Consider the following 26687-nt stretch of genomic DNA (forward strand, 5'->3'; position numbering starts at 1 on the left):
CCACATGAAGCGACTGCATGAAGGGGTGCGCGCGCATGGTCCACGTGACTTGCCCATGCGAGCGCCAACACCACAAGGAGGCTGCGATGGACGAGGTCCCGGCTCCATCACGACAATCGCCCGGCGCGGCGACTGAAGCACCGCGGCGCTCACCTCAGCTTGCACCGCAGTTCTCACAGCTAGCCGACGTAATCGACCAGCTTGCCGGCGAACTGCGCGGCGAAGCTCACGTGCGAGGCCGCATTCGCCTCGATACGCAGTTCGAACGCGACCTCGGCTTCGACAGCCTCGCGCGCGCCGAACTGCTCACGCGCATCGAACAGGCCTTCAATACGCCGCTGCCGGTGGAGACGTTCGCGTCGGCGCTCACGCCTGCCGACGTGCTGCGTGCCCTGCAAGCGATGACGGCAGCCACAGCAACAACCGCAGCACAGAACGCCGCCACGCAGGCAACACCCGCTGAACCGCATATCGTCGCCGTTGCACCCGCCACGCCGCAGATCACCCCGGCAAAGCCCGCTCTCGACGAACCCGCCGACGCCCTCACCCTCACCGCCGCCCTCGCCTGGCACGCCGGGCGTCACCCCGAGCGCACGCACCTGATCGTGCTCGAAGACGGCCTCACGGAAACGCCACTTACCTACGGCGAACTCGACCGCCGGGCGCGCGACATGGCAGGCGGCCTGCGCGCGCTCGGCGTCGACCCCGGCGACACCGTTGCGCTGATGCTCGCCACCGGTTGCGACTACTTCGTCTCGTTCATGGCCGTGCTGATGTGCGGCGCGATTCCCGTGCCTGTCTATCCGCCCGCGAGCCTCGCGCAGATCGAAGAGCATGTGCGGCGGCACGCCGCGATCCTCGCCAACGCCCGGGTCAAGGTGTTGATCGCATTCGAAGAGGTCGCCACCGTCGCACGGCTGCTGCGCATTCGCGTAGCAACGCTTCAGCACGTCGTCACGCCCGCGCAGATCGTGCCGCGGCCATTCGAAGCGCCGGCCGCCGCCTCGCCCGACGACATCGCGCTGCTCCAGTACACCTCCGGCAGCACGGGCGACCCGAAGGGCGTCGTGCTCACGCACGCGAACCTGCTCGCCAACCTCCGCGCCATGGGCACGCGCATGCGCGTGGACGCCGACGACGTGCTCGTGAGCTGGTTGCCGCTCTATCACGACATGGGACTGATCGGCGCGTGGATGGCGCCGCTCTACTACGGCCTGCCGTTCATCGTGACCTCGCCGCTCACGTTCCTCGCGCGGCCTCAGCGATGGCTCGCGATGATTGCGCGCTATCGCGGCACGATCACCGCCGCACCGAACTTCGCCTACGAGCGCTGCGCGCATCAACTGCCCGAGCGCGATCTGGAAGGGCTCGACCTCTCGTCGCTGCGCTATGCATTCTGCGGCGCGGAGCCCGTGAGTCCGGCCACCATGCGCGCCTTCGCCGAGCGTCTCGCTCCATTCGGGTTGCGCGAGACCACCATCACGCCCGTCTACGGACTCGCCGAAAACACCCTCGGCCTGACCTTCCCGCAGCCGGGGCGCGGCTTGAGTGTGGACCGGATCGAGCGCGAGCCGCTCAACGCTCGGGGCATCGCGGTGCCCTCCCGCTCCGCAGATGCGAATGCGCTCGAACTCGTGAGCTGCGGCACGGTGCTTGACGGAACGGCATTGCGCATCGTCGGCGACGACGGGCTCGAACTGCCCGAGCGGCGCGTAGGGCGCATCGAGTTTCGCGGCACGTCGGCTACGCGCGGCTACTATCGCAACCCGGCGCAGACGGCGCGGCTGATCCGCGACGGCTGGCTCGATACGGGCGACCTCGGCTACCTGGCCCACGCGGAGCTTTTCATCACGGGTCGCGTGAAGGACATGATCATTCGCGGCGGACGCCACTTCTTTCCCTACGAACTGGAAGACGCGATCGGCCGCCTGCCCGGCGTCGTGCCGGGCGGCGTGGCCGTCTGCGGCAGCACGGATACGCGCAGCGGCACCGAACGCGTGGTCATCGTCGTGGAGACCGCAGCGCCTTCGCCTGCCGATACTGCTACGGGAACCGATCACGCCGCGCTGCAGGCCCGGATCAACGCCGCCGCGATCGCGCTATACGGCGCGCCGCCCGAGGAAATCGGCTTCGTCGCGCCGCACAGCATCTTGAAGACGCCGGGCGGCAAGATTCGCCACGCGGCGACGCTGGAATGCTACGAGCGGCACGGCAAACGGCTGCCCGAACACCGCGTGTGGCGGCAACTCGCCGATATCGCCGCAGCCAGCCTCGCGCCGCTCTGGCGTCGCGCGGTGCAACGCGTTGAGCGCACCGCGCGCGGCCTCTACTGCTGGATCGCCTTCGCGCTGCTCGCGCCGCCCGTCTGGTTCGCCATCGCGTTCAGCCGGAACGTGCCGCGCAACTGGCGTATCGCCTCGGGCGCCTGCCGGCTGTTCCTGCGCGTAGCGGGTCTCGATGTGAGCGTTAAGGTGAACGCTGAGGTGAGCGCTGATGTGAACATCAAGGGCGAACCCGAAACCGAACTTCATGCAAGCGGCGCGAAAACCACAGCGGTTCGTCCTATTCTCGCGGCCAATCACGCAAGCTATCTCGATGCCGTGGTGCTGCTCGCCGTGCTGCCCACTGTGTTACCCCCGCCCGTGAACTTCGTGGCCAAACGCGAGTTCGCGACGCGCCCCTTCGCGGGACGCCTGCTGCGCGCGCTCGGCACACGCTTCGTGGAACGGACCGACTACCGGCGCAGCCTCGAAGACGAGGCGAAGCTCGTGGAAAGCGCAACCGCACCGGGGCACGACGCGCTGCTGTTCTTTCCCGAAGGCACCTTCACGCGCGCGGCGGGCTTGCGCGAATTCCATCTGGGCGCGTTTCGCGCCGCGTGCCTCGCGCAGCGGCCCGTGGTGCCCGTCGCGCTCAACGGCATGCGTGCTGCGATGCGCGACGGCGAATGGATTCCGCGCGCCGGGTCCGTCACCGTGACGGTGATGCCGCCCATTTGGCCCGAAGGCCGCGACTTTGCCGCCATGACGCAACTACGCGACAGCACGCGCGCCGCCATTCTTTTGCACTGCGGCGAACCGGCGCTCGCCGTTGGCGCGCCGCAGACGCCGCCCGCCGTGTAGGGAAATGCTGAAGGCGTCGGCGATCCCTTACGCGAAGTTCAGCACGGTCTGATTTCGGTGGCGCACGCGCTATCCGATACTGGGTTCATGGAAAGAACGTTTTCGCCGCACCGCCTGCAACGCCTCCAATGCTCCTCGCTCCATTGACGTTGCCCGGCGTTCCCCTACGCGGCCAAGGAGACCTGCCATGTCCTACGCCATGTCCGTTGCCCGCTACAGCGATGCCGGCGCTGTCTATCCCGAACCGGAGCGCCGCGGTACGCCATACGCTGGCGAGCCACGCACGCAGGAACATGCCCAGCCGCAGCCTTCAAGCGCCGATGTCTGCGCCGAGGCCGATACGCTGCTCGCGCTTGCTCGCGAAGCGGGCATGCTCGTCACGCTCGACGGACAGATTGGCCGCGAGAAGTATCAGAGCGTGGCCGGGTCCGTGGCTTCGTTGCAGCGGTTTGCCGCTGCGTTGCGCGACATGCTGGTGGAGCAGGCGCCGGCCTGAAAGCGGTTGGGCGCAATGCTGCGCCTGCTCGCCGCCTCTTCCGCTTCTTCCTCCTCTTCCTCCTCGCGCGACACAAAAGCACCATAAAAAAGGCATCTAAATGCACACGGCATGTCTCGTACACCGCCGTGCGCAATAGCTCCGTAGTGGTTCATCACGCCGCATCCCGAATCGGTCATCCCGACTAACCCTGACTGATCCACATCAAACGCCGCCCCGGTTTCGCATGACTTAATGAGACGTCTCCCCACTGGAGTACCTCTCATGAAACCCCTGGCTCGTCACCTGCATGGCACACCGCCTGGCGCGGCGCCCGTGCCGCCTGTTTCTTCAAGCACAACGTCCCCCCAACGTCTCAAACTCGGTCTGCTGACCGCGCTTGTCGTGGGTTCGATGATCGGCAGCGGCGTGTTCTCGCTGCCTCAAAACATGGCATCGGGCGCGGGCGCCGGCGCCGTGCTGATCGGCTGGCTCATCACCGGCGCCGGCATGCTGATGCTCGCCTTCGTCTACCAGACGCTCGCGCTGCGCAAGCCCCAGCTCGACAACGGCATCTATGCGTATGCGCGCGCCAGCGCCGGCGACTTCGTCGGCTTCAACTCCGCGTGGGGCTACTGGGTCAGCGCGTGGATAGGCAACGTCGGCTACCTCGTGATCGTGTTCGGCACACTCGGCTACTTCTTTCCGATCTTCGGCGAGGGCAATACGCGCGCGGCCATCGTGGGTGCCTCGGTCGCGTTGTGGATCATGCACTTCGTGATCCTGCGCGGCGTGCGCAGCGCAGCCGTGCTCAACGCCGTGACCACCGTCACGAAGATCGTGCCGCTCGTGCTCTTCATCGCCATTGCGGCTGCGGCGTTTCACGCGCAGGAGTTTTCCGCGGGCTTCTGGGGTAATCCGAAGCTGCCCGGCGTGCTCGATCAGGTGAAGAGCACGATGCTCATTACCGTGTGGGTGTTCATCGGCATTGAAGGCGCGAGCGTGTATTCGGCGCGCGCGCAGCAGCGCTCGGACGTGGGCCGCGCGACCGTGCTGGGTTTTGTGGTCGTGCTGGCGCTGCTGATGGGCGTTTCGCTGCTCTCGCTCGGCATCGTCTCGCAGCCCGAGCTGGCGGGCATGAAGAACCCCTCGATGGCCGGCGTGCTCCAGAAGGTAGTGGGTACCTGGGGCGCGGTGCTCGTCAACATCGGGCTGCTGATTTCGGTGGGCGGCGCGCTGCTTGCCTGGACACTGCTGGCTGCCGAAACGCTGTTCACCCCTGCCGGCGGCGGCGTGATGCCCGCGTTCCTCAAGCGCGAGAACGAGCACGGCGTGCCCGCGAACGCGCTGTGGGTCACCAACGGGCTCGTGCAGCTGTTCCTCATCGTCACGCTGGTTTCCAACGCGACGTACCTCGCGCTGATCTCGCTCGCCACGTCGATGATCCTCGTGCCGTATCTGTTCTCCGCCGTCTATGCGGCGCTGATCGCGGTGAAGGGCGACGGCTACACCGCGGGCGAAAGCGCGCGGTATCGCGACATCGGAATCGGAGCGCTGGCCGTGGTGTATTGCTGCTGGCTGCTCTATGCGGCGGGCCTCAAATACCTGCTGCTGAGCGCGCTGCTTTATGCGCCGGGCGTGGTGCTCTATGCGTGGGCCAAGCGCGAGCAGAAAGCGCGCATCTTCCAGCCGTTCGAAGCGGTGATTCTCGCTGCCATCGTCGGTCTCGCCATTGCCGCCGCGTGGCTGCTCGCCACCGGTAGCCTCAGTCTGTAACGCGGAGAACACATCGTGATATCTGGCGTCTATTCCGAAACCGGCAGGCTGCGCAAGGTGATCGTCTGCCGTCCGGGCCTGGCCCAGGCCCGGCTCACCCCGGCCAACTGCCGTGACCTGCTGTTCGACGACGTGCTGTGGGTCACCCAGGCCAGGAACGACCACTACGCATTCGTGAGCGCGATGCAGGAGCGCGGTGTCGAAGTGTTCGACACGCACGACCTGCTCGCCGACGTGGTGCGCAACCCCGAAGCGCGCGAATGGATTCTTTCGCGCAAGCTCGCGGCCGGGCAGATGGACGGCGAACTCGCGGCGCAACTGCGCCCCTGGCTCGACGAGATGAAGGCCGATGAACTCGCCACGCGTCTGATTGGCGGCATCGTGAAGGCCGAGCTGCCGTTCCGCCCGGCCGGCATCACCGCGGAGTGTCTGGATCACGCGGGCTTCGTGGTGCCGCCCCTGCCCAACGCGCTCTTCACGCGCGACAACAGCTGCTGGATCAACAACGGCGTCGTGCTGGGCTCCATGTACTGGCCCGCGCGCCGGCAGGAAACGCTGCTCACCACCGCGATCTACCGCTTCCATCCGCTCTTCGAAGGCGGCCCGCGCGTCTGGTGGGGCGACCCTGACGTGGACCACGGCGGCGCCACCATAGAAGGCGGCGACGTGATGCCGCTCTCGCCCGAAGTGGTGGCCATTGGCATGGGCGAGCGCAGTTCGCCGCAAGGCGTGGCGCAGCTTGCGCGCGCCCTCTTCGCGCAGCAGGGCGTAAAGCGCGTGATCGCGGCACAACTGCCGCGCTCGCGCGGCGCCATGCATCTGGACACCGTGTTCACGTTCTGCGACCACGATCTCGTCACGATCTTCCCGGAAGTGGTGAACAGCATTCACACCATCAGCCTGCGCCCCGGCGACCGCGAAGGCGAACTCGACGTGCGCGCCGAAACCGCGCCGTTCCTCGACGTGGTGGCCGGCGCCATCGGCGTGCCGAAGCTGCGCACGGTGGCCACCGGCGGCGACGAGTGGGAAGCCGAACGCGAGCAATGGGACGACGGCAACAACGTGATCGCGCTCGCACCCGGCGTGGTGGTGGCCTACAACCGCAACGTCTACACCAACACGCTGCTGCGCAAGGCCGGCGTGGAAGTCATCACCATTCCGAGCGGCGAACTGGGCCGCGGGCGCGGCGGCGGCCATTGCATGACCTGCCCCATCGAGCGCGACCCCATCTGACTTCACGCGGCCGGCGCACGGTTCACGTCGCACCTCGCACCTCGCACGTTCGTTGCCGTTCGTTACGGAAACGTTGTGCGCCGGCCTCTTCAAGACGCCCCAACCGGCTCAAGGAAACCGACACCATGGCATTCAATCTTCGCAATCGAAGCCTGCTCAACATGCAGGACTTCAGCCCACGCGACATCCGTTTTCTGCTCGACCTCGCCGCTGAACTCAAGCGCGCGAAGTACGCGGGCAACGAAGTGCCGCGCCTGAACGGCAAGAACATCGCGCTCATCTTCGAGAAGACCTCCACGCGCACGCGCTGCGCGTTCGAAGTCGCGGTGCACGACCAGGGCGGCCACGTCACGTATATCGATTCGGCCGGCTCGCAACTGGGCCGCAAGGAATCGCTGAAGGACACGGCGCGTGTGCTGGGCCGTCTTTACGACGGCATCGAATACCGCGGCTTCCATCAAACCGCGGTGGAAGACCTCGCGCAGTATTCGCACGTGCCGGTGTGGAACGGACTCACCGACGAATTCCACCCCACCCAGGTGCTGGCCGATCTGCTCACCATGGAAGAGTTCGGCGAACGGCCGCTCGATACGATGTCGTTCTGCTATCTGGGCGACGCCCGTTTCAACATGGGCAACTCGCTCCTGATCGGCGGCGTGCAGATGGGCATGGACGTGCGTATCGCCGCGCCGCGCGCCCTCTGGCCCGAAGAGCATCTTGTCGCACAGATGCGCGAGCTGGCCCAAACCACGGGCGCGCGCGTGCAACTGCTCGAAGACCCCGCAGAAGCGGTCAAGGGTACGGATTTCGTCTACACGGACGTGTGGGTTTCCATGGGCGAACCCGTGGATGCCTGGGGCGAGCGCATCGCGCTGCTCAAGCCCTATCAGGTGAACTCGGCTTTGATGCGTGCCACCGGCAAGCCGCGTGCGCGCTTCATGCACTGCCTGCCGTCGTATCACAACCTCGAAACGGAAACGGCGCGCCAGGTCCACGAAAAGTACGGCCTCACGGAACTCGAAGTGACCGACGAGGTGTTCGAGTCCGAAGCTTCCATCGTGTTTTCGCAGGCGGAAAACCGCATGCACACGATCAAGGCCGTGCTCGTCGCCACCCTCGCCTAGCACGGCGCCGGCGTGCCACGCGAAGGCGTGGCGCGCCGGCGAGCACAAGCCAACGAAGGAATCCTCATGCGAATTCTCGTCGCCCTTGGCGGCAACGCGCTGCTCAAACGCTCGGAGCCGCTCACCATTCCGAACCAGATCGCCAATACGCGGCGCGCGGCATCGCAGATCGCGAAGCTCGCCGCCGGCAATCAGCTGGTGGTCGCGCACGGCAACGGGCCGCAGGTCGGCATGCTCGCGCTGCAGTCGGCAGCGGGCGGCAACGCCTCGGCCACGCCGCTCGACGTGCTCGATGCCGAGTCTGAAGGCATGATCGGCTATCTGCTCGAACAGGAGCTGGCGAATGCGCTGCCGCGCGAGCGCGCGGTGGCCACGCTGCTCACGCGCGTGGAGGTGGACCCCGAAGACCCGGCGTTCGGCCATCCCACCAAGCCGATCGGCCCCGTGTACCCGAAGGACGACGCCGAACGGCTCGCCATTCGCAACCGCTGGTCCATTGCGCCGGACGGCGCCGGCTTCAGGCGCGTGGTGGCGTCGCCGAAACCGCAGCGCATCGTGGAGATCGACCCGATTCGCTGGCTGCTCGCGCACGACACGGTAGTGATCGCCGCGGGCGGCGGCGGCATTCCGGTGGCCACCGCGCCGGACGGCAAGGGGCTCACGGGTGTGGAAGCCGTGATCGACAAGGACCTGTGCAGCAGCCTGCTCGCCCAGCAGCTCGAAGCCGACCTGCTGCTGATCGCCACGGACGTGGACGCCGTCTACCTCGACTGGCACACGCCGCGCGAGCGTGCGCTGCGCGAGGTCGCGGCGTCGGAGCTGCGCAAGATGCCGTTCGCGGCGGGATCGATGGGACCGAAGGTGGAAGCCGCCTGCGCGTTCGCCACGCAGACGGGGCGCCCTGCGGTGATCGGCGCGCTGGATCGGATCGAAGAGATGGCAAAGGGTACGGCGGGCACGCGGGTCACGGGGTAACGTTCAGGGCTTGATGCGGGGCGTGGCGGGGCGGGGCGCTCCGTATCTCGCCACGCATCTCTGTCTGGCATGTCCGCCTCGAATCTCCGCGTCGCAACTCGCCGCCTAAAACCCTCAAGTACGGTGCTTTTCCTCGAAGTGCGATTGCCGGCCTGTCACGAGCCATAGCTCGGAGAGAAATCCCGAGGCCGCTTCGAGCAGGTCGTCGAACGCGACGATGCCGATCAGTTCATCCGCGTCGCCCAGTACCGGCAGGCGGCGAACGCCATGCAGCCGCATACGGCGCAGCAGTTGCCACTCGTCTTCCCATTCGTATGCCGATACGACGGGCGTAGACATCATCTCGCTCACAAAGAGCTTCGCGGGATCGACCTCTTTCGCGACGACGGAAAGCACGATGTCGCGGTCCGTAATCACGCCGAGCGGAATGCGGCCCGACGCCGACTCCTCCACCACGATCAGATCGCCCACGTGGTGATTGCGCATGAGCCGTGCCGCTTCGAGCACCGTGGTGTCCTGACGGCACGTGACGACATCGCGGGTACAGATGGTTGCTGCATTCACTTCACGCCTCCTGGATACGTTTTGCCCGCTTGATGCCGGGCTTTCGTGCGACCTTTCGTGCAACTTTTCGTGCGACTTTTCATGTGCCCTCGCGCCCGGTCTTGCTTTCGTGTGCGTGCACACCAATGGGTTGAGTTCCATCAACAGCCACCGCGGCTCGCTTCGTAAATTGAAGCTATTGCGACGCTTTCCACGCATCCCAGACCTTCCGTCATGCGGCGTCGCTCACTCGAGGAGAGCAACATGGTTGCCGGTGTTCTGCTATGGATTGCCCTTGCGGCATTCGTCCCTTACGTCCTGACGCCCGGTGTCGAACACGCCATTCGACAGGACGGCAAACCCGCGGCTTCGATGCCGCAAAACGCGCCGGGCAGTTCGCCCGCCGATGCGTCGCCCGCGGTGTCGCCTGGTGCGACGGCGCCTGGGCCATTGCCTTCCGCATCGCCTTCCGCATTGCCTGCGGCCTCGCCTTCCTCATTGACCAGGTCCGCTACCGCAACCTGCTTGCCTGCCCCGGCGCGCAACGAGGGCTGACGCGATTCCCGCGATTCCCGCGAAGCGCGCGGCGCTTGCAGCCCGCTTGTAGCCCGCTTGCCGCGCGCTCGCCTCTCGAACGCGTCTTCTCACATGTCGAACGCGTTCGCCATCTTCAATTCGATCCACGTCATCCCTTCGCGCAGGCCCTCCAGCACCGCCTCGCGCTCGCTCGCGAACGTGCGGGCGTGACGGAAGCGGTGCTCGAACAGCTTGTCGCCGGCCCGCTCGTGCGTCACGCAGATTTCGCACACGTAGCCGTGCGAGCCGTCCGCGCCATGCACCTCATGCGCGCCATGCACCCTGGGCGCGCCGCCCGGCGCCGGCGCCGTCTCCACCGCCACGGACCAGTGCCCTTCGTGTACGTTGCCGAGGATGGTCATGGTTGGCTCCTGTGGCAGGCGCGCCGCTGCGTCACCACACTCACCGCATGCACTGCACGCATCGCACTGGCCGTGCCGGTTGCTTCAGTGGCATCGCGGGTTGCGTGGCGAGGTGCGCGATGCGTTGCATGATTCATGTCGATCCGCTGCACGGCGCATCACTCCACGACGAGGTTGTCGATCACGGCGCGCACGCCCGGCGCGGACCACGCCGCGCCGCGGGCCACCTGCCGCTCCGCGTACGAGCCCACCTTGCCCGAGAGCGTCACCGTGCCGTCCTGCACCTTGATCTGGATGTGCTTCGTCTCGCGTTCCGCGTGCCGCTGCATCGCCTTGGCAATGTTCGTACCGATGTCTTCGGAATCCACGTCGCCGCGCACGTCGATGCGGTTCGACACACCCGTGACGCCGCGCATCTGCGAAACCGCGCGATTCGCAATGTGGCTCTGATACGCCCACTCCACCTCGCCGCTCAACGTGACCCAGCCCTTCTCGACCTGCACCTTCACGTCGTCCTCGCGCAGGCCCACGGTCCAGCGCAGCACGGAACGCACGGCGTTGGCGATATCTTCGTCGGTGCGCACGTCGTCGCCGAGCAGCCGCACGTGCATCTCCACCACCACGGCCTTCACGCCCGCCACGCGATGCGCGGCCTTCTCGGCCGCCACCTTTTCCGCGTAGCTCGACGGATGCCCCGAGAGCGTCACGATGCGGTCCGACACTTCCACGCCGATGTCCGTCGCCTTCACGGCCGGGTCCCACTCCAGTTCGTCTTCCACGTCCTGCTTCAATTGCGCGTCCGTCTTCATCGCCTTCTCCTCGCTGCCGCTGAAGTTGCAAGATGAGTTACCAAATGACTTGCCAAATGAGCGAGCCGGATAAGTGCACCCGTTCACCCGGGCTGTCTGCCTGCGAAATCCAGGCACGCAGGCTCGCCCATGCAGACCCAGCTTTGCATGCGGGTGGGGGCCTGTTTCTGATGCAGGTCAACGGCGCCCCCAGCGCCTCATTTCGGCCTTCTGGAGACAATTGGCCCATCACGCGACGCACACAAAACGCGATGCGCACGCGCGGTCGCAACCGGTTCGAATCGAGCCGACACCCGCCCCCTCTGCGGCGCGGGTACTTCGATGGAAAGGTCTTTTACGCCACCGGGCCGGTTGACTGAAATCAAGCGCGCCCCGGCGCCAACCCGCTATCGTGAAAAGGCAGCGCGCGGCGCTCGCGCGCACCAATATCCACCGTCACGCACAACGGAGTGGGACATGAGCCAGAAGCAACTCCTGACATACAAGCCGGCGCCTGCCACGCAGCCGCCGAAGCCGCAAGGCGAAACCCCGCCGGTCATCGAGCTGCCGCAACCCGACCTGCGCTCGGGCCTGCCGCTCATGACGGCGCTTTCGTTTCGCACGAGCACGCGCGAGTTCGCGCCCACGTCGCTCTCGCCCGCCATACTCGGCGAACTGCTCTGGGCCGCGGACGGCGTGAACCGGCCGCTCACGGGCGGGCGCACCGCGCCCTCGGCGCACGCATTCAACGAGGTCGACATCTACGCGGCGCTGCCCAACGGCGTGTACCGCTACGACGCGCCGCAACACCGGCTGGTGCTCAAGCACGCCGTGGACGCGCGCAACATGACGGGCTATCAGGACTTCGTGGGCGCGGCGCCGCTCGATCTCGTCTACGTAATCCGTATGTCGGCGCTGCTCAGCATGCCGCAGTCGCAGCGCGAAACGTTCGCCGCCGTGGCCGCGGGCGCCATCGCGCAGAACGTGTCGCTGTATTGCGCATCGGCGGGGCTCGCCACGGTGGTGCGGGGCTGGATCAACCATCGCGTGCTTTCCGATGCGTTGAGCCTCAACGAAGACGAGCTGCCCATCCTCGCGCAGACAGTGGGCCTGCCTGCGGTGCAGGCAGCGCGTTGAGGTGTCGCAGGTGAGATGCCGCAGGTGAGATGCCGCAGATGAAATGCCGGAGGTAGCGCGGGGCCGAGTGACCGAAGCGGCTCAAGCGGGACTCCGGCGAAACCCCCGCGAGATCAACGCGAAACCCAGGCGGGATTCAGACGCGGCTGCGGACGCAGTTCAAATCCGGTCCAAGCCAGCTTCAAGCGGGATGCAGGCGGAAGTCAACCGCGCGTCAAACGGGCTTGTCTCACGTCACGTTTCAGGCGGCCTCGAACACATGCCGGAACATCTGCACGAATTCGTCGAAGCGCTCGCGCGCGAGCCTGTTGATGCCGCCCGCGGCCATGCGTCCGCCGCCTGTCGCGAAGCTGCGGCACAGCCAGTCCGCGCCGTAGGGCAAGCCGACGGGCGCGCGCACGCTCACGGTGAAATCGCCGCACTGCGTCGCGGAAAGCACCGCATGTGCCCGCTGCGGCGCCGCGTTCGCCAGCGCATTCGCGAACGCGCCGCGCACGCGGCGCGACCACGCCGCGTCGGGCAGCACATAGACGCTGCCGCACGTCAGTTCCGCGGCGGGCCGCTGCTGATGCGCAAGCGCCATGTCGCGCCGACGGCTGTCGGCAAGCTGCTCCACGAGCGAGGTGGTCGCAATGAATTCGAACGGGTCCGCGTAGGGGCGCACGGCGCGATAGAGCGCGGCGGGCGGCACGATGAGATCGGCCTCGCTGTCGCCGTAGGCGTTGTAGTTCATGGCTTCGCCGAATTCGCGCAACTGCTGCTCGTCGCGCTCGGCAAGCCTCGCCTGCACAGCCAGTGCATGCGCCGGTCCCATGAGGTTGTCGCCGAACGCGCCCGCAATGGCCCACAGGCGGTGCTTGCCGCGCAGGTGTCGGTCCACGATCAGACTGGTGCACACGTCCGGGGCCGGATCGATATGAGCCGCAAGCAATGCGTGCACCGGCACGGCGCCGGCATAGTGATGATCGAAGAACTCGACGTCCACGCCCCGGTCGAGCAGCGCGACGAGCGGCGCGTGGTTCGTCTCGAGCGAAACGTCGAGCACGGTGACGGAGTCTCCCGCCGCGGCCACGGCTTCGACGCGCTGCAGCAGCGCCACGTCACGCTTCGCGCCGGTGACGAGCGTAGCCTCCATGGGCTGCTCGAGCCGCAGCTGGTGGAGGGCGCAGATGCCGTCGGCATCGCCGTTGAATACATCGAAGTGCTTCATGAACAGGAACGCGTCAATGCAGTGAGCGCAGCGAGCGCAGGCAGGCCAATCGAAGCGAGGCAATCTTCATGATGGACCAGACGGACCTGAAATTGTTCGCGCTCGGTGCGACGCGCGAGTTCGGCGCGCGCATCGCCGCGCAGCTGGGCATCGCATTGAGCGAACACGAAGAGCGCGCATTCGAAGACGGCGAGCACAAGACGCGCCCCCTCGTGAACGTGCGCGGCAGCGATGTCTACGTCGTGTACTCCCTCTACGGCGACGCGCACGAAACCGTGAACGACAAGCTGTGCCGCCTGCTGTTCTTTCTCGGCGCATTGAAAGACGCTTCGGCCGCGCGCGTCTGCGCGGTCGTGCCCTATCTCGCCTACGCGCGCAAAGACCGCAAGTCGCAGCCGCGCGACCCCGTCACCACGCGTTACGTCGCCCAGCTGTTCGAAGCGGTCGGCACGGACCGCATCGTCACGCTCGACGTGCACAACCTCGCCGCCTGGCAGAACGCGTTTCGCAGCTGCCGCACCGAGCATCTGGAGGCCAATGGCCTCTTCGCCGCGTGGTTCGCATCGCGTCTTGCGAACGAGGACGTCGTGGTGGTGTCGCCCGACGCGGGCGGCATCCGGCGCGCCGAAGACTTCCGGCTGCGGCTCGCGGCGCACCTCGGCCGGCCCGTGGAGGCCGCCTTCGCGGGCAAGCTGCGGGCGGGCGGCGTGGTCACGGGCAAGCCCATCGTGGGCGACGTGAACGGGCGCTGCGCCGTGATCGTGGACGACCTGATCGGCACCGGCACCACACTTGCGCACGTCGCCGCGGACTGCCGCGCATTGGGCGCGCGGACGGTGTACGCCGCGGCCACGCACGGGCTCTTCATTGGCGCGGCGGCGCAGGTGCTGGGCACGGGCGTGCGGGCTGGCTCGCAGGATGGCGCGCGCTCGCAGAGCACCGCGGCGCCGGTTCACGATGCCGCCTCCACCGAACCGGCGCCCATTCGCAGTTCCGCCTCCACCTCCGCCGAACCGACACCCGCTCGCGACACCCCCTGCGCACAACCGGCGTTCGAGCAGGTCGTGATTACCGACACCGTGCCGCCGTGGCGCGTGCCACCCGGCGCGCTTCTCGACAAGCTCACCGTACTCGATACCGCGCCGCTCTTCGCCGAGGCCATCGCGCGCATTCACACGGGCGGCTCGATCGTGGAGTTGTTGCAGCACTGAGGCGTCTCGGCGAACGCACGCGCGCCGCGCTGCGCGTGCAGTTGCGCGAGTGCCAGGTATTGCGCCGCGCGCTCGCGCCAATGCACGACCGCCTGCGCCCCCGACCGGAACGCGCGCTCGCGCAGATGCCACGCGGCAAGCCGCGCGCGCACCGCCCCGCGGTAGCTCTGATAAAAGTTCACGAGCGCCGCATCGACGCGCGCGCCGCCCGCCTCCCCATAAGCCTCGCCGTACGCCTTGAGCAATGCCCGCGCGAAAACGGGCGCGCCCAGCCGCTCGCATTCCAGCGCGAGGTAGCCAATTTCGTCGAGCACGTCGAGCGTTCGCAGGCTCTGCGAAAACTCAAGGCAATCGATCACGGCAACCGGCGGCGCAAGGCATACGTGTTCGGGCCGCAAGTCGCCGTGCCCTTCCACCACCCAGCCGCCGTGCACGCGCTCGTCGAAGCGCGCGGCGTGGTTGGCCAGCATTGCGCGCTGCTGCGCGCAGAGCGCGGCCACCTCGTCAGCGGGCAGGCCGAACGCGGGCTTGCAGAGTTCGCGCTCGTTTTCGTCGATGCCTTCGCGCAGCGTGCTTCGGTAGGTCTCGGGCGTCCATGGCGCGGCGGCGAGCGAGCGATGAAACGCGGCGAGGCGCTCCGCGATGTTTCGCGCGTCGCGTGCCGTGGCGGTCTGGTGGGCGAGCGCCCAGTCGAGCATCTGATCCGCGCGCAGGCGTTTCATCTTCACGAGCCAGTCCACCACGGTGCCTTCGCCGCCGGGACGCAGCACGCCCTCGGCGTCGAGCGTGAGCGGCACCACGCGCTGATAGACGCCGTTCGCGAGCCGCCGGTTGAGCCGCAACTCTTCCTCGCAGAAGTGGCGGCGAGCCTCCAGCGTGCGGAAATCCAGCTGTTCGTAGCGCACCGGCTTCTTGAGCTTCCACGCGTGACCGTTGGTGAGAAAGACCCACGACATATGGGTTTCGATGCATTGCACGGCCTGCGGCCGCTCGGGCCAGGCGGCCGGATCGCGCAGCCGTTCGACCTTCGCGTCGAGCGTCAGGGTGGCGGGGGCGCGGGGCTTTCGCGGTCTCGTCATGATGGGCGGCGGGTCATGTCGGACGATACGGACAATGGTGGCAACGCGCGAGGTAAAGGTACACGGGGTACACGGCGCCTGCCGGCCTCACGAAACGGCAGCGCGGCATGCGGACCACGTCAGCTCCGCGTGACAGGGAGGGGTCCGCGAGCGTCTTGCGGCACGGCGGCGGCGTGACCAGCCGACCTGGCGCCGGCGTCCGCGGATGCGCCATGCCCGCGCCCCTTGCCCATCGTGCGTGCGAGAAGCGGCCGCAACTGTGCGAGCGTGCGCGTGTTGAGCACGTCGCGCTTCGTCAGCCAGCCGCGCCGTGCCTGGCCAATGCCGGTATCGAGATGGCGAAGGTCGTCGGTGCTGTGCGCGTCGGTGTTCACCGAAACGAGCACGCCCGCCTGCGCGGCCTCGCGGCACGCAACGTCTTCCAGGTCGAGCCGCTGCGGCTGCGCGTTGAGTTCCAGGTAGCAGCCGCGTTCGTGCGCGTGCGCGATTACGCGCGCAAGGTCGAGATCGTAGGCGTCGCGTTCGCCGATCAGCCGCCCCGTGGGGTGCGCGAGGATCGTGAAGTGCGGGTGGTCCATGGCGCGCAGCACGCGTGCGGTCTGGGCCTCGCGCGAAAGGTTGAAGTGGCTGTGCACCGCGCCCACCACGAGGTCGAGCCGCGCGAGCACGTCGTCGGGCAGATCGAGCCGGCCGTCTTCGAGAATGTCCACCTCGATGCCTTTCAACAGCACGATGCCGTCGAGCGTCTCGTTCAGGCGGTCGATCTCGTCGATCTGCTGCGCGAGGCGCGCGGCGTCGAGCCCGTGCGCCACGCCGAGGCGCTGCGAGTGGTCGGTGATGGCGAGATAGTCGAGGCCGCGTTCGCGCGCCGCGAGCGCCATCTCGCGCAGGCTGTTGCGGCCGTCCGTGGCATTGGTGTGCGCGTGCAGGTCGCCGCGCAGGTCTTTGCGCTCCACCAGCGCGGGCAGCCGGTCTTCGCGCGCCGCGTCGATCTCGCCGCGGTCTTCGCGCAGTTCGGGCGGCACCCATGTCAGCCCGATCGCGGCATACACCGATTCTTCCGTCGTACCCGCGATGCGGCGCTCGCCGCGAAACACGCCGTACTCGTTGATCTTCAGATCGCGGTCTTGCGCCATGCGGCGCATCGCGATGTTGTGCGCCTTCGACCCCGTGAAGTACACGAGCGCGGCGCCGAAGCACTCCGGCACCACCACGCGCAGATCCACCTGGAGCCCGCACTTGAGCACGATGCTGGCGCGCGTCTCGCCGCCCGCGAGCACCTGCGCCACCTCGTCGTACTGCGTGAAGCGCGCCGTGACCGCGGCGGGCTGATGCGCGGTCACAAGAATGTCCAGATCGCCCACCGTTTCGCGCATGCGCCGGAAGCTGCCGGCTGCCACGGCCTGCACGACGCCGGGCGTCGCGCGCAGGTACGCGAGCAGCGGCTCCAGATATTGCGCTGCGAACGGCAACAGGAACCGCCGCTCGCGATGCTGGAGCCGCCTCGCCAACGCTTCGCCGATATGCGCCTCGGTCTTCTCGCCGAAGCCGGGCAGCGTGCGGATGGCGCCCGACTGCGCGGCTTCGCGAAGCTGCTCCAGCGTATCCACATGCAACGCGTCGTGGAGCATGCGCACGCGTTTGGGGCCAAGGCCCGGCACGTCGAGCAACTCCACGATGGCGGGCGGCAATTCCTTGCGCAGCCGCTGAAGCAGCGCGCACGAGCCGGTGGCGGCAATCTCGCGCAGCTTTGCGGCGAGGTCGGTGCCGATGGCCGGGATGTCGTCCAGCGCCTCGCCCTTGGCGATCATCTGCGCCACGTCGCGTCCGTAGCCGCCCACGGTGCGCGCCGCGTTGCGGTAAGCCCGCACGCGAAACGGATTCGCCGCTTCGATTTCGAGCAGGTCCGCGATCTCGGAAAACACCGCGGCGAAATCGGCGTTATGGACCGGCATGGTGAGGCTCGTTCGGGGAACTGGCCATGGCCGGTTCGGGCGCGGCCCCGGAGGCTGGCTCAGCGGGCAATGCGCTTGCCGGTTCCGCGTAAGGTTGGGCGCCGGATTGAGCGCCGGGTTGGGCCGCAAGCTCCGCGGCGGGCGGCGTCGCGGTGGCGGTGGCGCCAGCGGGGTCGGCGGCCTCGCCCTCGCTCTCGCCCGCTTTCGCGTCTTCACCCGCAATCAACCGCAACAACGTCTCGTGATCGAGCACTTCCTGTTCGAGCAGCCGCTGTGCGATTCGCTCCAACGCGTCGCGGCGCGCCATCAGCGTGCGCATCACGCGCTCGTGCGACTCGGCGAGCAGCCGTCGCACTTCCTCGTCGATCAATTGCGCCGTGCTCTCGCTGCAACGCTCGCCCGAAGCGCCCGGCGCGAACGGGAACGGCGCATTGCCGTCGGCGTCGCCGAACGTGGCGAGGCCAATGCGCTCGCTCATGCCGTAGCGCGCCACCATGTGCCGCGCCATCGCGGTGGCGCGCTCCAGATCGTTCTCGGCGCCCGTGGAGACGTCGCCGAACGCGATTTCTTCAGCCACGCGCCCGCCCAGCAGCGCATCGAGCCGGTCGAGCAGTTCGCTTCGGCGCAGCACGTAGCGATCTTCCGTAGGCACCTGCTGCGTGTAGCCGAGCGCCGCCACGCCGCGCGGAATGATGGACACCTTCTTCACGGGGTCGCAATGCTCGCGGCTTTGCGCCACCAGCGCGTGGCCTGCTTCGTGGTGCGCAATGATGATCTTCTCGTGCTCGTTCATCACGCGGCTCTTGCGTTCCATGCCGGCCATGGCGCGGTCGATGGCTTCGTCGAAGTCCGCCATTTCCACGGCGGGCTTTTCCAGCTCCGCGGCGTGCAGCGCCGCTTCGTTCACGACGTTCGCGAGGTCGGCGCCAACGAAGCCCGGCGTGCGCGCCGCGAGTTCGCCCAGATCGACGTCCGCCGCCAGCTTCACGTGCTTCACGTGCACCGCGAGAATCTGGCGGCGCCCGGTCACGTCAGGGCGATCGATGGCGATGTGACGGTCGAACCGGCCCGGACGCAGCAGCGCCGGGTCGAGTATCTCGGGCCGGTTGGTGGCGGCCATGATGATGACGCCCGAGTTCGGCTGGAAGCCGTCCATCTCCACGAGCAGCTGGTTGAGCGTCTGCTCGCGCTCGTCGTTGCCCGAGGTCACACCCGCGCCGCGCACCTTGCCGAGCGCGTCGAGTTCGTCGATGAAGACGATGCAGGGCGCCTTCTGCTGCGCCTGCTCGAAGAGGTCGCGCACGCGCGCGGCGCCCACGCCCACGAACATCTCCACGAACGCCGAACCGCTGATCGAGAAAAACGGCACCGCCGCCTCGCCCGCCACGGCCTTGGCGAGCAGCGTCTTGCCCGTGCCCGGCGCGCCCACGATCAGCACGCCCTTCGGAATCTTGCCGCCGAGGCGCCGGTAGCGCTCCGGGTTGCAGAGGAACGCGACGATCTGCTGAAGCTCGGCCTTGGCCTCGTCGATACCGGCGATGTCGTCGAAGGTGATGCCGGTTTCCTTCTGCACGTAGACGCGCGGCTTGCTCTTGCCGATGCCCGTGAAGTCCTGCAGACCGCCTGGCCGGCGCATGAGCAGCGTCCAGAACAGGAAGAAGCCCACGAGCGGCAGCACCCACGAGAGCAGCGAGCCGAGCCACGTGCTCTCCGCCACGCCGCGATAGCGGATGCCCGCCGCGGTGAGGTTGTCGATCAGGTGGTCGTCGGGCACGCGCGTGGTGGAAAAGCGCCACGGCGCGCCGCCTTCCTTGACCGCGGCGGCGTCGGATGCAGGCAATGCGGCTGCCGCGTCCGGCATGCGCAAGGTGCCCGCGATCGTCGTCGGACCGATTTCAAGGTCTTGCACCTGAGCGGACGCCACGAGCCGGTGAAAGTCGCTGTAGGCGATGGTGGTGCTCGTCGTCTTCAGCATCAGCAGTTGCACGATGACGATCGCGACGAACGTCATCGTGATGAGCACGCCCGTGTAGTCGCTTTTCTTTTCCATGGACCTCTGCCGTTTTCCGCCTCGTCGCGGTGGTCTCGTTGCGGTGGTCTCGTTGCGATGCCTATTTACCCGTTGCGCCGCGCGACCACGCGCCGCGCAACAGGGCTTCGTTCTCGCCGTAGCTGATGGTGAGTTCGCCCTGGTGGGCTCTGAGCATCGCTTCGCCCAGCCGGCGCACGAGATGCGGGCCCGTGGTGCGCACCACCACCTGGCCATCGGCGGAATCGATGGCCATGATGCGTTCGAGCGGATGCTCCTTTTCCTCGCCCGCGGCCTGGTTGCGCAAGAGGCCGAGCACGTCGTCGACGTGAGCCTGCAGGTAGTCGCCCGAGAGCACGAGCTCGCCCGCGGGCGCGCCTTCCAGAATGCGGCGGCACGCGGGGCAGACGATCTGGCGCGCGTCGTCCGCCGCGGCGCGCCAGGTCCAGCGGCCGTTTTCACAGGTCGCGCCGCACTGGCTGCAAGTGGTTCCGCCTGCCTCACGCTTCGGCTGACGGTAGCTGTCGTCGGTACGGGCGCCGGGTTGATGGTCGCGGCGCATTTTCGTGCCGCCGGGTTCAGTGGAACGGGTCATGATGTGTGTCCTCTTCCTCTATATCTGCTTCGACTATCTGCTTTGGCATCGGCCTGCGTATCTGCCTGTGCATGCGCTTCGGTACCGGCTTCGATACCGGCTTTGATGCCCTCTTTGACCAGCCGCGCAACGGCGGACCGGTGAAACTGCTGACGGCTCAATGCCGCGCCCGCGTCACGCCACGTTGAGATGGTCCACCACCGAGCGCACGCCTCTTGCCGACCACGCCGCCCCGCACGCCGCGCGCTTCTCGGCGAGCGAACTCACGGTGCCGGTGAGCGTGACGATGCCGTCGCGCGCGTCGATGGCAATGCCCGCGAATTCGCGTTGCGCGCGCCGCGCAAGCGCCGCGGCGATCTGCGTGCCGACGTCCGCGGCGGCCTCGTTCGCGCGCACCGCGATCTGGTTCATCACGCCCACCACGCCGCGCATGCGCGAGACGAGCATTTCGGCCGCGTGGCGCTGGTAGCCCCAGTCGACCTCGCCCGAGAGCGTCACGCAGCCTCGCTCCACCTCGACCTGGATGGACTCTTCATCGAGCCCCTCCTGCCACTTCAATGCCGAGACGATGGCCTGCGCCAGTTCCTCGTCGGAACGTGCGCCCGGCGGCGGCTCGGGCACGTCGAGTTCGAGCACGAGCGCGCGGCAGCCGCCCACGCGCTGTGCGGCCTTCTGTGCCGCGATCTTCTGCGCGCAGCTCGACACCGAGCCGCGCAGCGTGACGATGCGGTCGTGGACCGCCACTTCGATGCTGCGCGCGTCGAGCGCGGGGTCCCAGTACAGCTCCTGTTCGATGTCCTGCTTGAGTGTTGCATCGGACTTCATGAGGCGTCTCCTGCGCGGTGAAGTGCACGTGAATGGAAGAGCAAGGCGCGAGAAATGCGTGAGCAACGAACGCGTGAGCAACGCGCGAGATTCGGCCTCCAGCATCGCGCACACGCCCTGGCAAATGTTGATACCGATCAAGCGGGCGCCACCCTGCTCAAACGGCCGCGAAACGCGAATTACGGGGATACGGTGCTGCGCGCGCCGCCGCTGCGGGGCGCGCGCGGCCAAAGGCCGCTTCTCGTGGGCGCGTAACCGTTTTCACGGGGGCGGACCCGCTTGACTCAGATCAAGCCAGCAAGGGCGCTCGACGGGTCGAATACGTCCAACGCGGCGAAATGCGGCCTCGTGCCGCTTGCCCGATAGCGATTGACCGAAGCGGCAATGAACCGGCCATTCGGGCGCGCAACCGCCGCGCGGGTGCGCACAAGCGCGCCATGGCAATGAGACATCGACGAAACGTCGGCAGAACGCGGTAGCGGGCATACCCAGGCACACCGAGGCACATAGCAAGGCACACAGCGGGCAAAGAACAGGCAGAGGCTTGAATGCAACAATTTTTCGGACGGGGGTGGCGTATGTTTGCGGCAGGTATTGGCTGGACGACCTGCATGGCCTGGGCCGGCGGCGCGGGTGGCGCGCCGGTGGGTAGCGCACCGGACCCGCAGGGCACACGGGAAGTCGCGATTCTCGTATATCACCGCTTCGCCGAAACGGCGGAAGATTCGATGACGGTGCGCACACAAACCTTCGAGGCGCAGCTGCGCTTCCTGCGCGAGCACGGTTATCAGTTCGTGCCGCTGCGCGACGTGGTGACGTGGCTGCACGCGCAGCAGGACGAGGCGAAACGTGCGCCCGCGAATGCATCTGCGGGCGGGCCGGCCAGCCCACCCGTCACGCTGCCGCTCAAGGCCGTGGCCCTCACCGTGGACGATGGGCACCGTTCCGTCTACGACGTGATGCTGCCCATCGTGCAGCGCGAGCATTTGCCCGTCACGCTGTTCGTCTATCCGAGCGCCGTTTCCAACGCGCCTTATGCGCTGACGTGGAACCAACTGCGCACGCTGCACGACACCGGACTCTTCGACGTGCAATCACACACGTGGTGGCATCCGAACTTCAACATCGAACGCCGCCGCCAGGCACCGGACGAGTTCCGGCGCTTCGTGCTCACGCAGTTCAAACATTCGCGCGAGCGAATAGAGGCCGAGGTCGGCACGGACGTGGACATGCTCGCGTGGCCGTTCGGCGTCTACGACGAGGAACTCGTCACGCTTGCGGGCGAAGCGGGTTACAAGGCGGCCTTCACGCTCGAGGCGCACAAGGTGACGCCTCGCGCGCGGCTCCTCGCCATGCCGCGCTTCCTGATGGTGGATGCCTGCACGCCCGCTGTGCTCGCGCGGCTGCTGGGCGAAACGGTGACGCCCGCGGTGTCGTCCGGGGAGTCCGCACGATGAGGGCCAAACCTGGCAGAAGGGGGACGCCTTTGCGGGCGAGCGTGTTGGCCTGGGTTCGTGGCGTGCTCGACAGGGGCTTCGCCGGCGGTCGTGCCGGGTCTCGCATCGACGCCCGTGCGGGCGCGAGGCCCGGCGCGCTCGCCGCCACCCTGGCGGCCGCGCGTGCAGCCACGCTTGCGGCCAGAGTCACAGCCAGAATCACAGCCGGATTCATAGCCAGGTTCACAGCCAGGTTCGCAGCCACCTTCACAGCCACCTTCGCCGCCGCTTTCATCGCGGTCTTTGTCGCCGCACTCACGCCGTCCCTCGCACTCGCCGCGACTGCCGCCATCAGCGGCGTCGTGATCGACGCCTCCACGCACGCGCCCGTGCCCGGCGCAACCGTCACCGTGGGCGGGGTTTCGCAGCACACGGACGCCAACGGCGCGTTTTCCAGCACGCTCGCCGCGCCCATCGTCGAAGCGCGTGCACCCGGGTATCTGCGCGGCCAGGCCACCTCGGCCGGCGGCGAACCGGTGACGGTCGCGCTCACGCCGTTCCGGCCGCGCGCGGTCTATCTCTCGGTGTACGGCGTGAACAACGAAACGCTGCGCGAGGGCGCCGTGCGCCTCAAGGAAAGCAACGGCATCAACGCACTCGTGATCGACATGAAAGGCGATCGCGGTCTCACGCCCTACCCGAGCGCCGCGCGCGACGCGATTGGCGCCACCGCGCAACTGACGGAGCACGCGCCCATCCGGCGCGACTTCGCCGCACTCGTCGCTCAACTGCACGAACAGGGCTTTTATCTGATCGCGCGCATCGTGGTGTTCAAGGACGATCCGCTCGCGAGCGCCCACCCCGAACTCGCCGTGCACGACGAAAGCGGCCACGTGTGGCGCGACCGCGAGCATCTGCAGTGGGTGGATCCGTCTTCGCACGCGGTGTGGGCGCACAACCTCGACGTGGCGGAGGAAGTCGCGCGGCTCGGCTTCGACGAAGTGCAGTTCGACTACGTGCGCTTTCCCGATGCGAGCGGCCTGCGTTTTGCCGAGCCCAACACGCAGGCGAACCGCACGGCGGCCATCGTCGGCTTCCTGCAGGCGGCGCGGGCCCGCCTTGCGCCCTACAACGTGTTCGTGGCCGCCGACATCTTCGGCTACGTCTGCTGGAATACCGACGACACCGCGATCGGCCAGCAGCTCGAACTGCTGGGCGGCCCGCTCGACTACATCTCGCCTATGCTCTACCCGTCCGGCTTCACGTGGGGCCTGCCTGGCTGCACGAAACCGACCACGGACCCGGGGCAGATCGTGCGGCGGTCGCTGGCCGAAGCGAAGGCGCGCACCGGGCTGCCGGGCGTGCGGTTCCGTCCGTGGCTCCAGGCGTTTCGCGACTACGCGTTCGACCACCGCGAGTTCGGCGCCGACGAGGTCCGCGCCCAGACCGACGCTGCCGACAGCGCGGACACCGACGGCTGGATGCTATGGAACCCGCGCAATCACTACGATCCGGCGCAGTTGCCGCATTGAGCGGGGTGCGCGTGCGACGGGACACGGGCGCCACGCGAAGCCATGCGCGGCGGGGCGTTGCTGCGATGGCGGCGGCGCTCGTGAAGCGCCTGGGGCTCGTGGCATTCGCCGCGCTGTGGATGTTGACGAGCGCGAGCCAGGCTGAAACGCAGGGTGAGACCCGGGTTGAAAAGCAGGCCGAGACCCGGGCTGAAAACCAGGCTGAGAACCAGGCTGAGAACCAGGCCGATACCCAGCCCCAGCCCCAGACCGGGAACGCCGCGCCGCCCGCCACCACCGCCACCACCGCCACCACCGCGACACCCGAAGCCGCCCCGCCCGCCCTCACCGCATCGGCTTCTTCCACAGCCGACTTCGACGCCGCCACCCGCGCCCAGCTTGCGCAGATCGTCGCGGGCCAGATCGCCGCGCATCGCGTGCCCGGCGCAGTGGTCGTAGCGGGGGACGCCACCCACATCGCGCTGCATGAAGCCTGGGGCGACCGCATGGTCACGCCCGAGCGCGAGCCGATGACCGAAGACACCGTGTTCGACCTCGCCTCGCTCACCAAGGTCATCGCTACGACGACGGCGGTCATGCAGCTCGTGGAGCGCGGCCGGCTCGAACTCGATCAGCCCGTCGCGCATTACTGGCCCGCGTTCGCCGCGGGCGGCAAAGACGCCATCACCGTGCGGCAACTGCTCACGCATACCTCGGGGCTGCCGCCCGACCCACCGCTGCCCGCGCCCGCCGCCCCGGACGAAGCCCGCGCCGCGCTGCTGCGCGGCATCGCGGCGAGCACGCCCGCAACGCCGCCCGGCGAACGCGTGATCTATAGCGACATCAACTTCATCGTGCTCGGCGAACTGGTGGCGCGCGTGTCGGGCATGCCGCTCGACGCGTGGTGCCGCAAGCACGTCTTCGCCCCGCTCGGCATGCGCGACACGATGTTCCTGCCCGACGCGGCGCACGTTGCCCGCACGGCACCCACGACGATGGACCACGGGAGCCTGCGGCGCGGACGCGTCCACGATCCCATCGCCGCGCGCGCGGGCGGCATGCTGGGCCACGCGGGCCTTTTTTCGACGGCTGCGGACCTCGCGCGCTTCGCGCAGATGCTGCTGAATGGCGGGCAGCTTGGCGGCGTACGCGTGCTCACGCCGCAAAGCGTGGCCGCGATGGCCACACCGGACACGCTGGACACGCTGGGCCGGGCCGGCTCGTGGCGCGGCCTTGGCTGGGAAACGGGCGCGCCGCTCGTCGCGAACCGCGACCGGCTGCCGGCCGTGGGCACGATGAGCCACACGGGCTACACGGGCACCGCGCTCTGGATCGATCTGGCCACGGGCCGTTTCGTCGTGATCCTGACCAACCGCGTGCATCCCGACGACAGCGGCGACGCCCGGCCGCTGCGCGACCAGATCACGTCGCTGCTCGCGAGCCGCCAGGCGCCGCTTTCCGCCGCGGCCCTCGCGCAACGCGCACCGTGGGCCGCGCCGGCGCTCGCGTTCGCGGCCGTGTTGCCGGCATCGTACGGACCCGTGGCAACCGGCATCGACGTACTCGAAGCCCAGCAATTCGCGCCGCTCGCGGGTTTCAACGTGGGGCTCGTCACGAACCGCACCGGCTTCGACGCGCAAGGCCACCGCACCGTCGACGTGCTGGCGCGCGCACCCGGCATGCGGCTCGTGGCCCTCTTCGCGCCCGAGCACGGCCTCACCACCGACGTGGACGAACGCGTAGCCGACGCGCGTGACGCCGCCACGGGGCTCGTCGTGCACAGCCTTTACGGACGCGGCCAGCGCTTCGCGCCGGAATCGCTCGACGGCGTGAGCGCGCTCGTCTTCGACTTGCAGGACGCGGGCGTGCGCTTCTTCACCTACGAGACCACGCTCGGCTACGCGCTGGAAGCCGCGGCCGCGCGCGGCATTCCGCTCTTCGTGCTGGACCGCCCGGACCCGCAGGGCGCGGACCGCTTCGGCGGCCCGGTGCTGGATGCCGGACGCGAGTCGTTCACGGGCTACTTCCCGCTGCCGCTGCTGCCGGGCCTGACCGTGGGCGAACTGGCCGCGCTCTTCAACGCGGAACGGCACATCGGCGCGGACCTGCGCGTGATTCCGATGACGGGCTACGCGCGCGCCATGCGCCCCGCCGACACGGGACTCGGCTGGGTGCCGCCGTCGCCAAATCTGCGCACGCCCGCGCAGCTCGACCTGTACCCCGACGTGGCGCTGCTGGAAGGCGCAAACGTGAGCGTGGGGCGCGGCACGGCGCATCCGTTCGAATGGATCGGCGCGCCGTGGATGGATGGTGCGAAGCTGGCGGCCGCCTTGAACTCGGCGCAGACCGACGTCCGCTTCGAGCCCATCGACTTCGTGCCCACCGAATCGCGCTGGCACGGTGTGCTGTGCCACGGCGTGCGCGTGGTGAAGGCGAACCCGGCACGCGAGCCCGCGCGCGTGGGCCTCACGATGATCGCGACGCTTCACGCGCTCTGGCCCGACACCTTCGACCTGGCCGCGACGCGCGACGCAGTGGGCTCGACGCTCGTCTCCAACGCCCTGCGCGACGCCGCAGTGGACGCCGCCGTGGACACCGCCGCCGCCATCGCAGCCGCCGACAGCGCACGCTTTCGACGCGTGCGGGCACGCTATCTGCGCTACTGAACCGAGCCCCTGCCCATCATGACGATGCCACGCCGCCGCCAGCCTTTGCCTCGTCCGTC

The 26687-nt window shown here is 68.0% G+C and carries 20 protein-coding genes; 11 read left to right on the forward strand and 9 right to left on the reverse strand.

The genetic code is table 11. From position 1 onward, the window contains the following. Positions 1-86: 86 nt before the first annotated feature. The 6 genes from P2869_RS24715 to arcC all read left to right on the forward strand — a co-directional run bounded on the left by P2869_RS24715 (position 87) and on the right by arcC (position 8705). Positions 87-3122 (forward strand): AMP-binding protein, encoded by a 3036-nt coding sequence (locus tag P2869_RS24715; protein ID WP_277598234.1) that lies wholly within the window; start codon positions 87-89, stop codon positions 3120-3122. A gap of 187 nt (positions 3123-3309) precedes the next feature. Then, the gene (locus P2869_RS24720) at positions 3310-3618 is read left to right on the forward strand and encodes a hypothetical protein (RefSeq protein WP_277598235.1); all 309 of its coding nucleotides are present in this window, start codon (positions 3310-3312) and stop codon (positions 3616-3618) included. A 264-nt stretch (positions 3619-3882) separates the two neighbouring features. Beyond that, entirely contained in the window at positions 3883-5373 is a 1491-nt protein-coding gene (gene arcD, locus P2869_RS24725; protein ID WP_277598236.1) for an arginine-ornithine antiporter, read from the forward strand. Positions 5374-5388: 15 nt separating this feature from the next. Next, positions 5389-6606: an arginine deiminase gene (locus tag P2869_RS24730; RefSeq protein ID WP_017775718.1), complete on the forward strand. Its 1218-nt coding sequence runs from the start codon at positions 5389-5391 to the stop codon at positions 6604-6606. Positions 6607-6731: 125 nt separating this feature from the next. Beyond that, positions 6732-7730 carry an ornithine carbamoyltransferase gene (argF, locus tag P2869_RS24735; RefSeq protein ID WP_017775717.1) on the forward strand — a complete coding sequence of 333 codons (999 nt, stop codon included), beginning with the start codon at positions 6732-6734 and terminating at the stop codon, positions 7728-7730. A 66-nt stretch (positions 7731-7796) separates the two neighbouring features. Continuing rightward, positions 7797-8705 carry a carbamate kinase gene (gene arcC / locus P2869_RS24740; protein WP_017775716.1) on the forward strand — a complete coding sequence of 303 codons (909 nt, stop codon included), beginning with the start codon at positions 7797-7799 and terminating at the stop codon, positions 8703-8705. Positions 8706-8819: 114 nt separating this feature from the next. Here arcC and P2869_RS24745 read toward each other — a convergent pair whose 3' ends face one another. The 3 genes from P2869_RS24745 to P2869_RS24755 form a co-directional block, all read right to left on the reverse strand. Continuing rightward, positions 8820-9269, reverse strand: coding sequence for a CBS domain-containing protein (locus P2869_RS24745; RefSeq protein WP_017775715.1), 450 nt, complete (start codon positions 9267-9269; stop codon positions 8820-8822). Between the two features lie 623 nt (positions 9270-9892). Then, a complete protein-coding gene (locus P2869_RS24750) occupies positions 9893-10186 on the reverse strand; it encodes a UDP-glucose 4-epimerase (RefSeq protein ID WP_199541848.1) in 294 nt (97 codons plus the stop codon). A 158-nt stretch (positions 10187-10344) separates the two neighbouring features. Further along, entirely contained in the window at positions 10345-10995 is a 651-nt protein-coding gene (locus P2869_RS24755) for a BON domain-containing protein (protein WP_017775713.1), read from the reverse strand. 456 nt (positions 10996-11451) lie between these two features. On the opposite strand from P2869_RS24755, the gene P2869_RS24760 reads away from it, so the two are divergent. Then, entirely contained in the window at positions 11452-12111 is a 660-nt protein-coding gene (locus P2869_RS24760; protein WP_017775712.1) for a nitroreductase family protein, read from the forward strand. 241 nt (positions 12112-12352) lie between these two features. Here the strand turns inward: P2869_RS24760 and P2869_RS24765 are convergent, their stop codons facing one another. Further along, positions 12353-13321, reverse strand: a complete 969-nt coding sequence (locus tag P2869_RS24765; protein WP_277598237.1) for an acetyltransferase — start codon at positions 13319-13321, stop codon at positions 12353-12355. A 71-nt stretch (positions 13322-13392) separates the two neighbouring features. Between P2869_RS24765 and P2869_RS24770 the strand changes: the two genes are divergently transcribed. Then, entirely contained in the window at positions 13393-14532 is a 1140-nt protein-coding gene (locus P2869_RS24770) for a ribose-phosphate pyrophosphokinase (protein ID WP_277599843.1), read from the forward strand. On the opposite strand, the gene P2869_RS24775 is transcribed toward P2869_RS24770, so the two are convergent. The 5 genes from P2869_RS24775 to P2869_RS24795 all read right to left on the reverse strand — a co-directional run bounded on the left by P2869_RS24775 (position 14493) and on the right by P2869_RS24795 (position 21015). Then, positions 14493-15611 (reverse strand): hypothetical protein, encoded by a 1119-nt coding sequence (locus tag P2869_RS24775; RefSeq protein WP_277598238.1) that lies wholly within the window; start codon positions 15609-15611, stop codon positions 14493-14495. The genes P2869_RS24770 and P2869_RS24775 overlap by 40 nt on opposite strands. 119 nt (positions 15612-15730) lie before the next feature. Beyond that, complete coding sequence (gene polX / locus P2869_RS24780) at positions 15731-17566, reverse strand: DNA polymerase/3'-5' exonuclease PolX (protein WP_277598239.1); 1836 nt, start codon at positions 17564-17566, stop codon at positions 15731-15733. After that, positions 17553-19616 carry an ATP-dependent zinc metalloprotease FtsH gene (gene ftsH / locus P2869_RS24785; RefSeq protein ID WP_277598240.1) on the reverse strand — a complete coding sequence of 688 codons (2064 nt, stop codon included), beginning with the start codon at positions 19614-19616 and terminating at the stop codon, positions 17553-17555. The genes polX and ftsH overlap by 14 nt, the downstream gene beginning before the upstream one ends. Positions 19617-19677: 61 nt before the next feature. Then, a complete protein-coding gene (locus P2869_RS24790) occupies positions 19678-20190 on the reverse strand; it encodes a BCAM0308 family protein (protein ID WP_126877120.1) in 513 nt (170 codons plus the stop codon). A gap of 174 nt (positions 20191-20364) precedes the next feature. After that, the gene (locus P2869_RS24795; RefSeq protein ID WP_026121643.1) at positions 20365-21015 is read right to left on the reverse strand and encodes a BON domain-containing protein; all 651 of its coding nucleotides are present in this window, start codon (positions 21013-21015) and stop codon (positions 20365-20367) included. A gap of 611 nt (positions 21016-21626) precedes the next feature. Between P2869_RS24795 and P2869_RS24800 the strand changes: the two genes are divergently transcribed. The 3 genes from P2869_RS24800 to P2869_RS24810 all read left to right on the forward strand — a co-directional run bounded on the left by P2869_RS24800 (position 21627) and on the right by P2869_RS24810 (position 26628). After that, entirely contained in the window at positions 21627-22472 is an 846-nt protein-coding gene (locus P2869_RS24800) for a polysaccharide deacetylase family protein (RefSeq protein WP_277598241.1), read from the forward strand. 272 nt (positions 22473-22744) lie between these two features. Beyond that, positions 22745-23983: a putative glycoside hydrolase gene (locus P2869_RS24805; protein WP_240658987.1), complete on the forward strand. Its 1239-nt coding sequence runs from the start codon at positions 22745-22747 to the stop codon at positions 23981-23983. A gap of 11 nt (positions 23984-23994) precedes the next feature. After that, the gene (locus P2869_RS24810) at positions 23995-26628 is read left to right on the forward strand and encodes a serine hydrolase (protein WP_277598242.1); all 2634 of its coding nucleotides are present in this window, start codon (positions 23995-23997) and stop codon (positions 26626-26628) included. Positions 26629-26687 lie beyond the last annotated feature (59 nt).

This window comes from Paraburkholderia sp. SUR17 (assembly GCF_029536165.1).
Taxonomy (GTDB): Bacteria; Pseudomonadota; Gammaproteobacteria; order Burkholderiales; family Burkholderiaceae; genus Paraburkholderia; species Paraburkholderia kururiensis.

Excerpts from the sequence above, each read along its gene's own strand:
- polX (WP_277598239.1), bottom strand. The coding sequence starts at position 17,566 with ATGCCGGTCCATAACGCCGATTTCGCCGCGGTGTTTTCCGAGATCGCG.
- P2869_RS24755 (WP_017775713.1), bottom strand. The coding sequence starts at position 10,995 with ATGAAGACGGACGCGCAATTGAAGCAGGACGTGGAAGACGAACTGGAG.
- P2869_RS24715 (WP_277598234.1), top strand. The coding sequence starts at position 87 with ATGGACGAGGTCCCGGCTCCATCACGACAATCGCCCGGCGCGGCGACT.
- ftsH (WP_277598240.1), bottom strand. The coding sequence starts at position 19,616 with ATGGAAAAGAAAAGCGACTACACGGGCGTGCTCATCACGATGACGTTC.
- P2869_RS24790 (WP_126877120.1), bottom strand. The coding sequence starts at position 20,190 with ATGACCCGTTCCACTGAACCCGGCGGCACGAAAATGCGCCGCGACCAT.
- P2869_RS24770 (WP_277599843.1), top strand. The coding sequence starts at position 13,393 with ATGGACCAGACGGACCTGAAATTGTTCGCGCTCGGTGCGACGCGCGAG.
- P2869_RS24750 (WP_199541848.1), bottom strand. The coding sequence starts at position 10,186 with ATGACCATCCTCGGCAACGTACACGAAGGGCACTGGTCCGTGGCGGTG.
- P2869_RS24795 (WP_026121643.1), bottom strand. The coding sequence starts at position 21,015 with ATGAAGTCCGATGCAACACTCAAGCAGGACATCGAACAGGAGCTGTAC.
- P2869_RS24760 (WP_017775712.1), top strand. The coding sequence starts at position 11,452 with ATGAGCCAGAAGCAACTCCTGACATACAAGCCGGCGCCTGCCACGCAG.
- P2869_RS24765 (WP_277598237.1), bottom strand. The coding sequence starts at position 13,321 with ATGAAGCACTTCGATGTATTCAACGGCGATGCCGACGGCATCTGCGCC.
- P2869_RS24775 (WP_277598238.1), bottom strand. The coding sequence starts at position 15,611 with ATGACGAGACCGCGAAAGCCCCGCGCCCCCGCCACCCTGACGCTCGAC.
- argF (WP_017775717.1), top strand. The coding sequence starts at position 6,732 with ATGGCATTCAATCTTCGCAATCGAAGCCTGCTCAACATGCAGGACTTC.
- P2869_RS24720 (WP_277598235.1), top strand. The coding sequence starts at position 3,310 with ATGTCCTACGCCATGTCCGTTGCCCGCTACAGCGATGCCGGCGCTGTC.
- arcC (WP_017775716.1), top strand. The coding sequence starts at position 7,797 with ATGCGAATTCTCGTCGCCCTTGGCGGCAACGCGCTGCTCAAACGCTCG.
- P2869_RS24800 (WP_277598241.1), top strand. The coding sequence starts at position 21,627 with ATGGCCTGGGCCGGCGGCGCGGGTGGCGCGCCGGTGGGTAGCGCACCG.
- arcD (WP_277598236.1), top strand. The coding sequence starts at position 3,883 with ATGAAACCCCTGGCTCGTCACCTGCATGGCACACCGCCTGGCGCGGCG.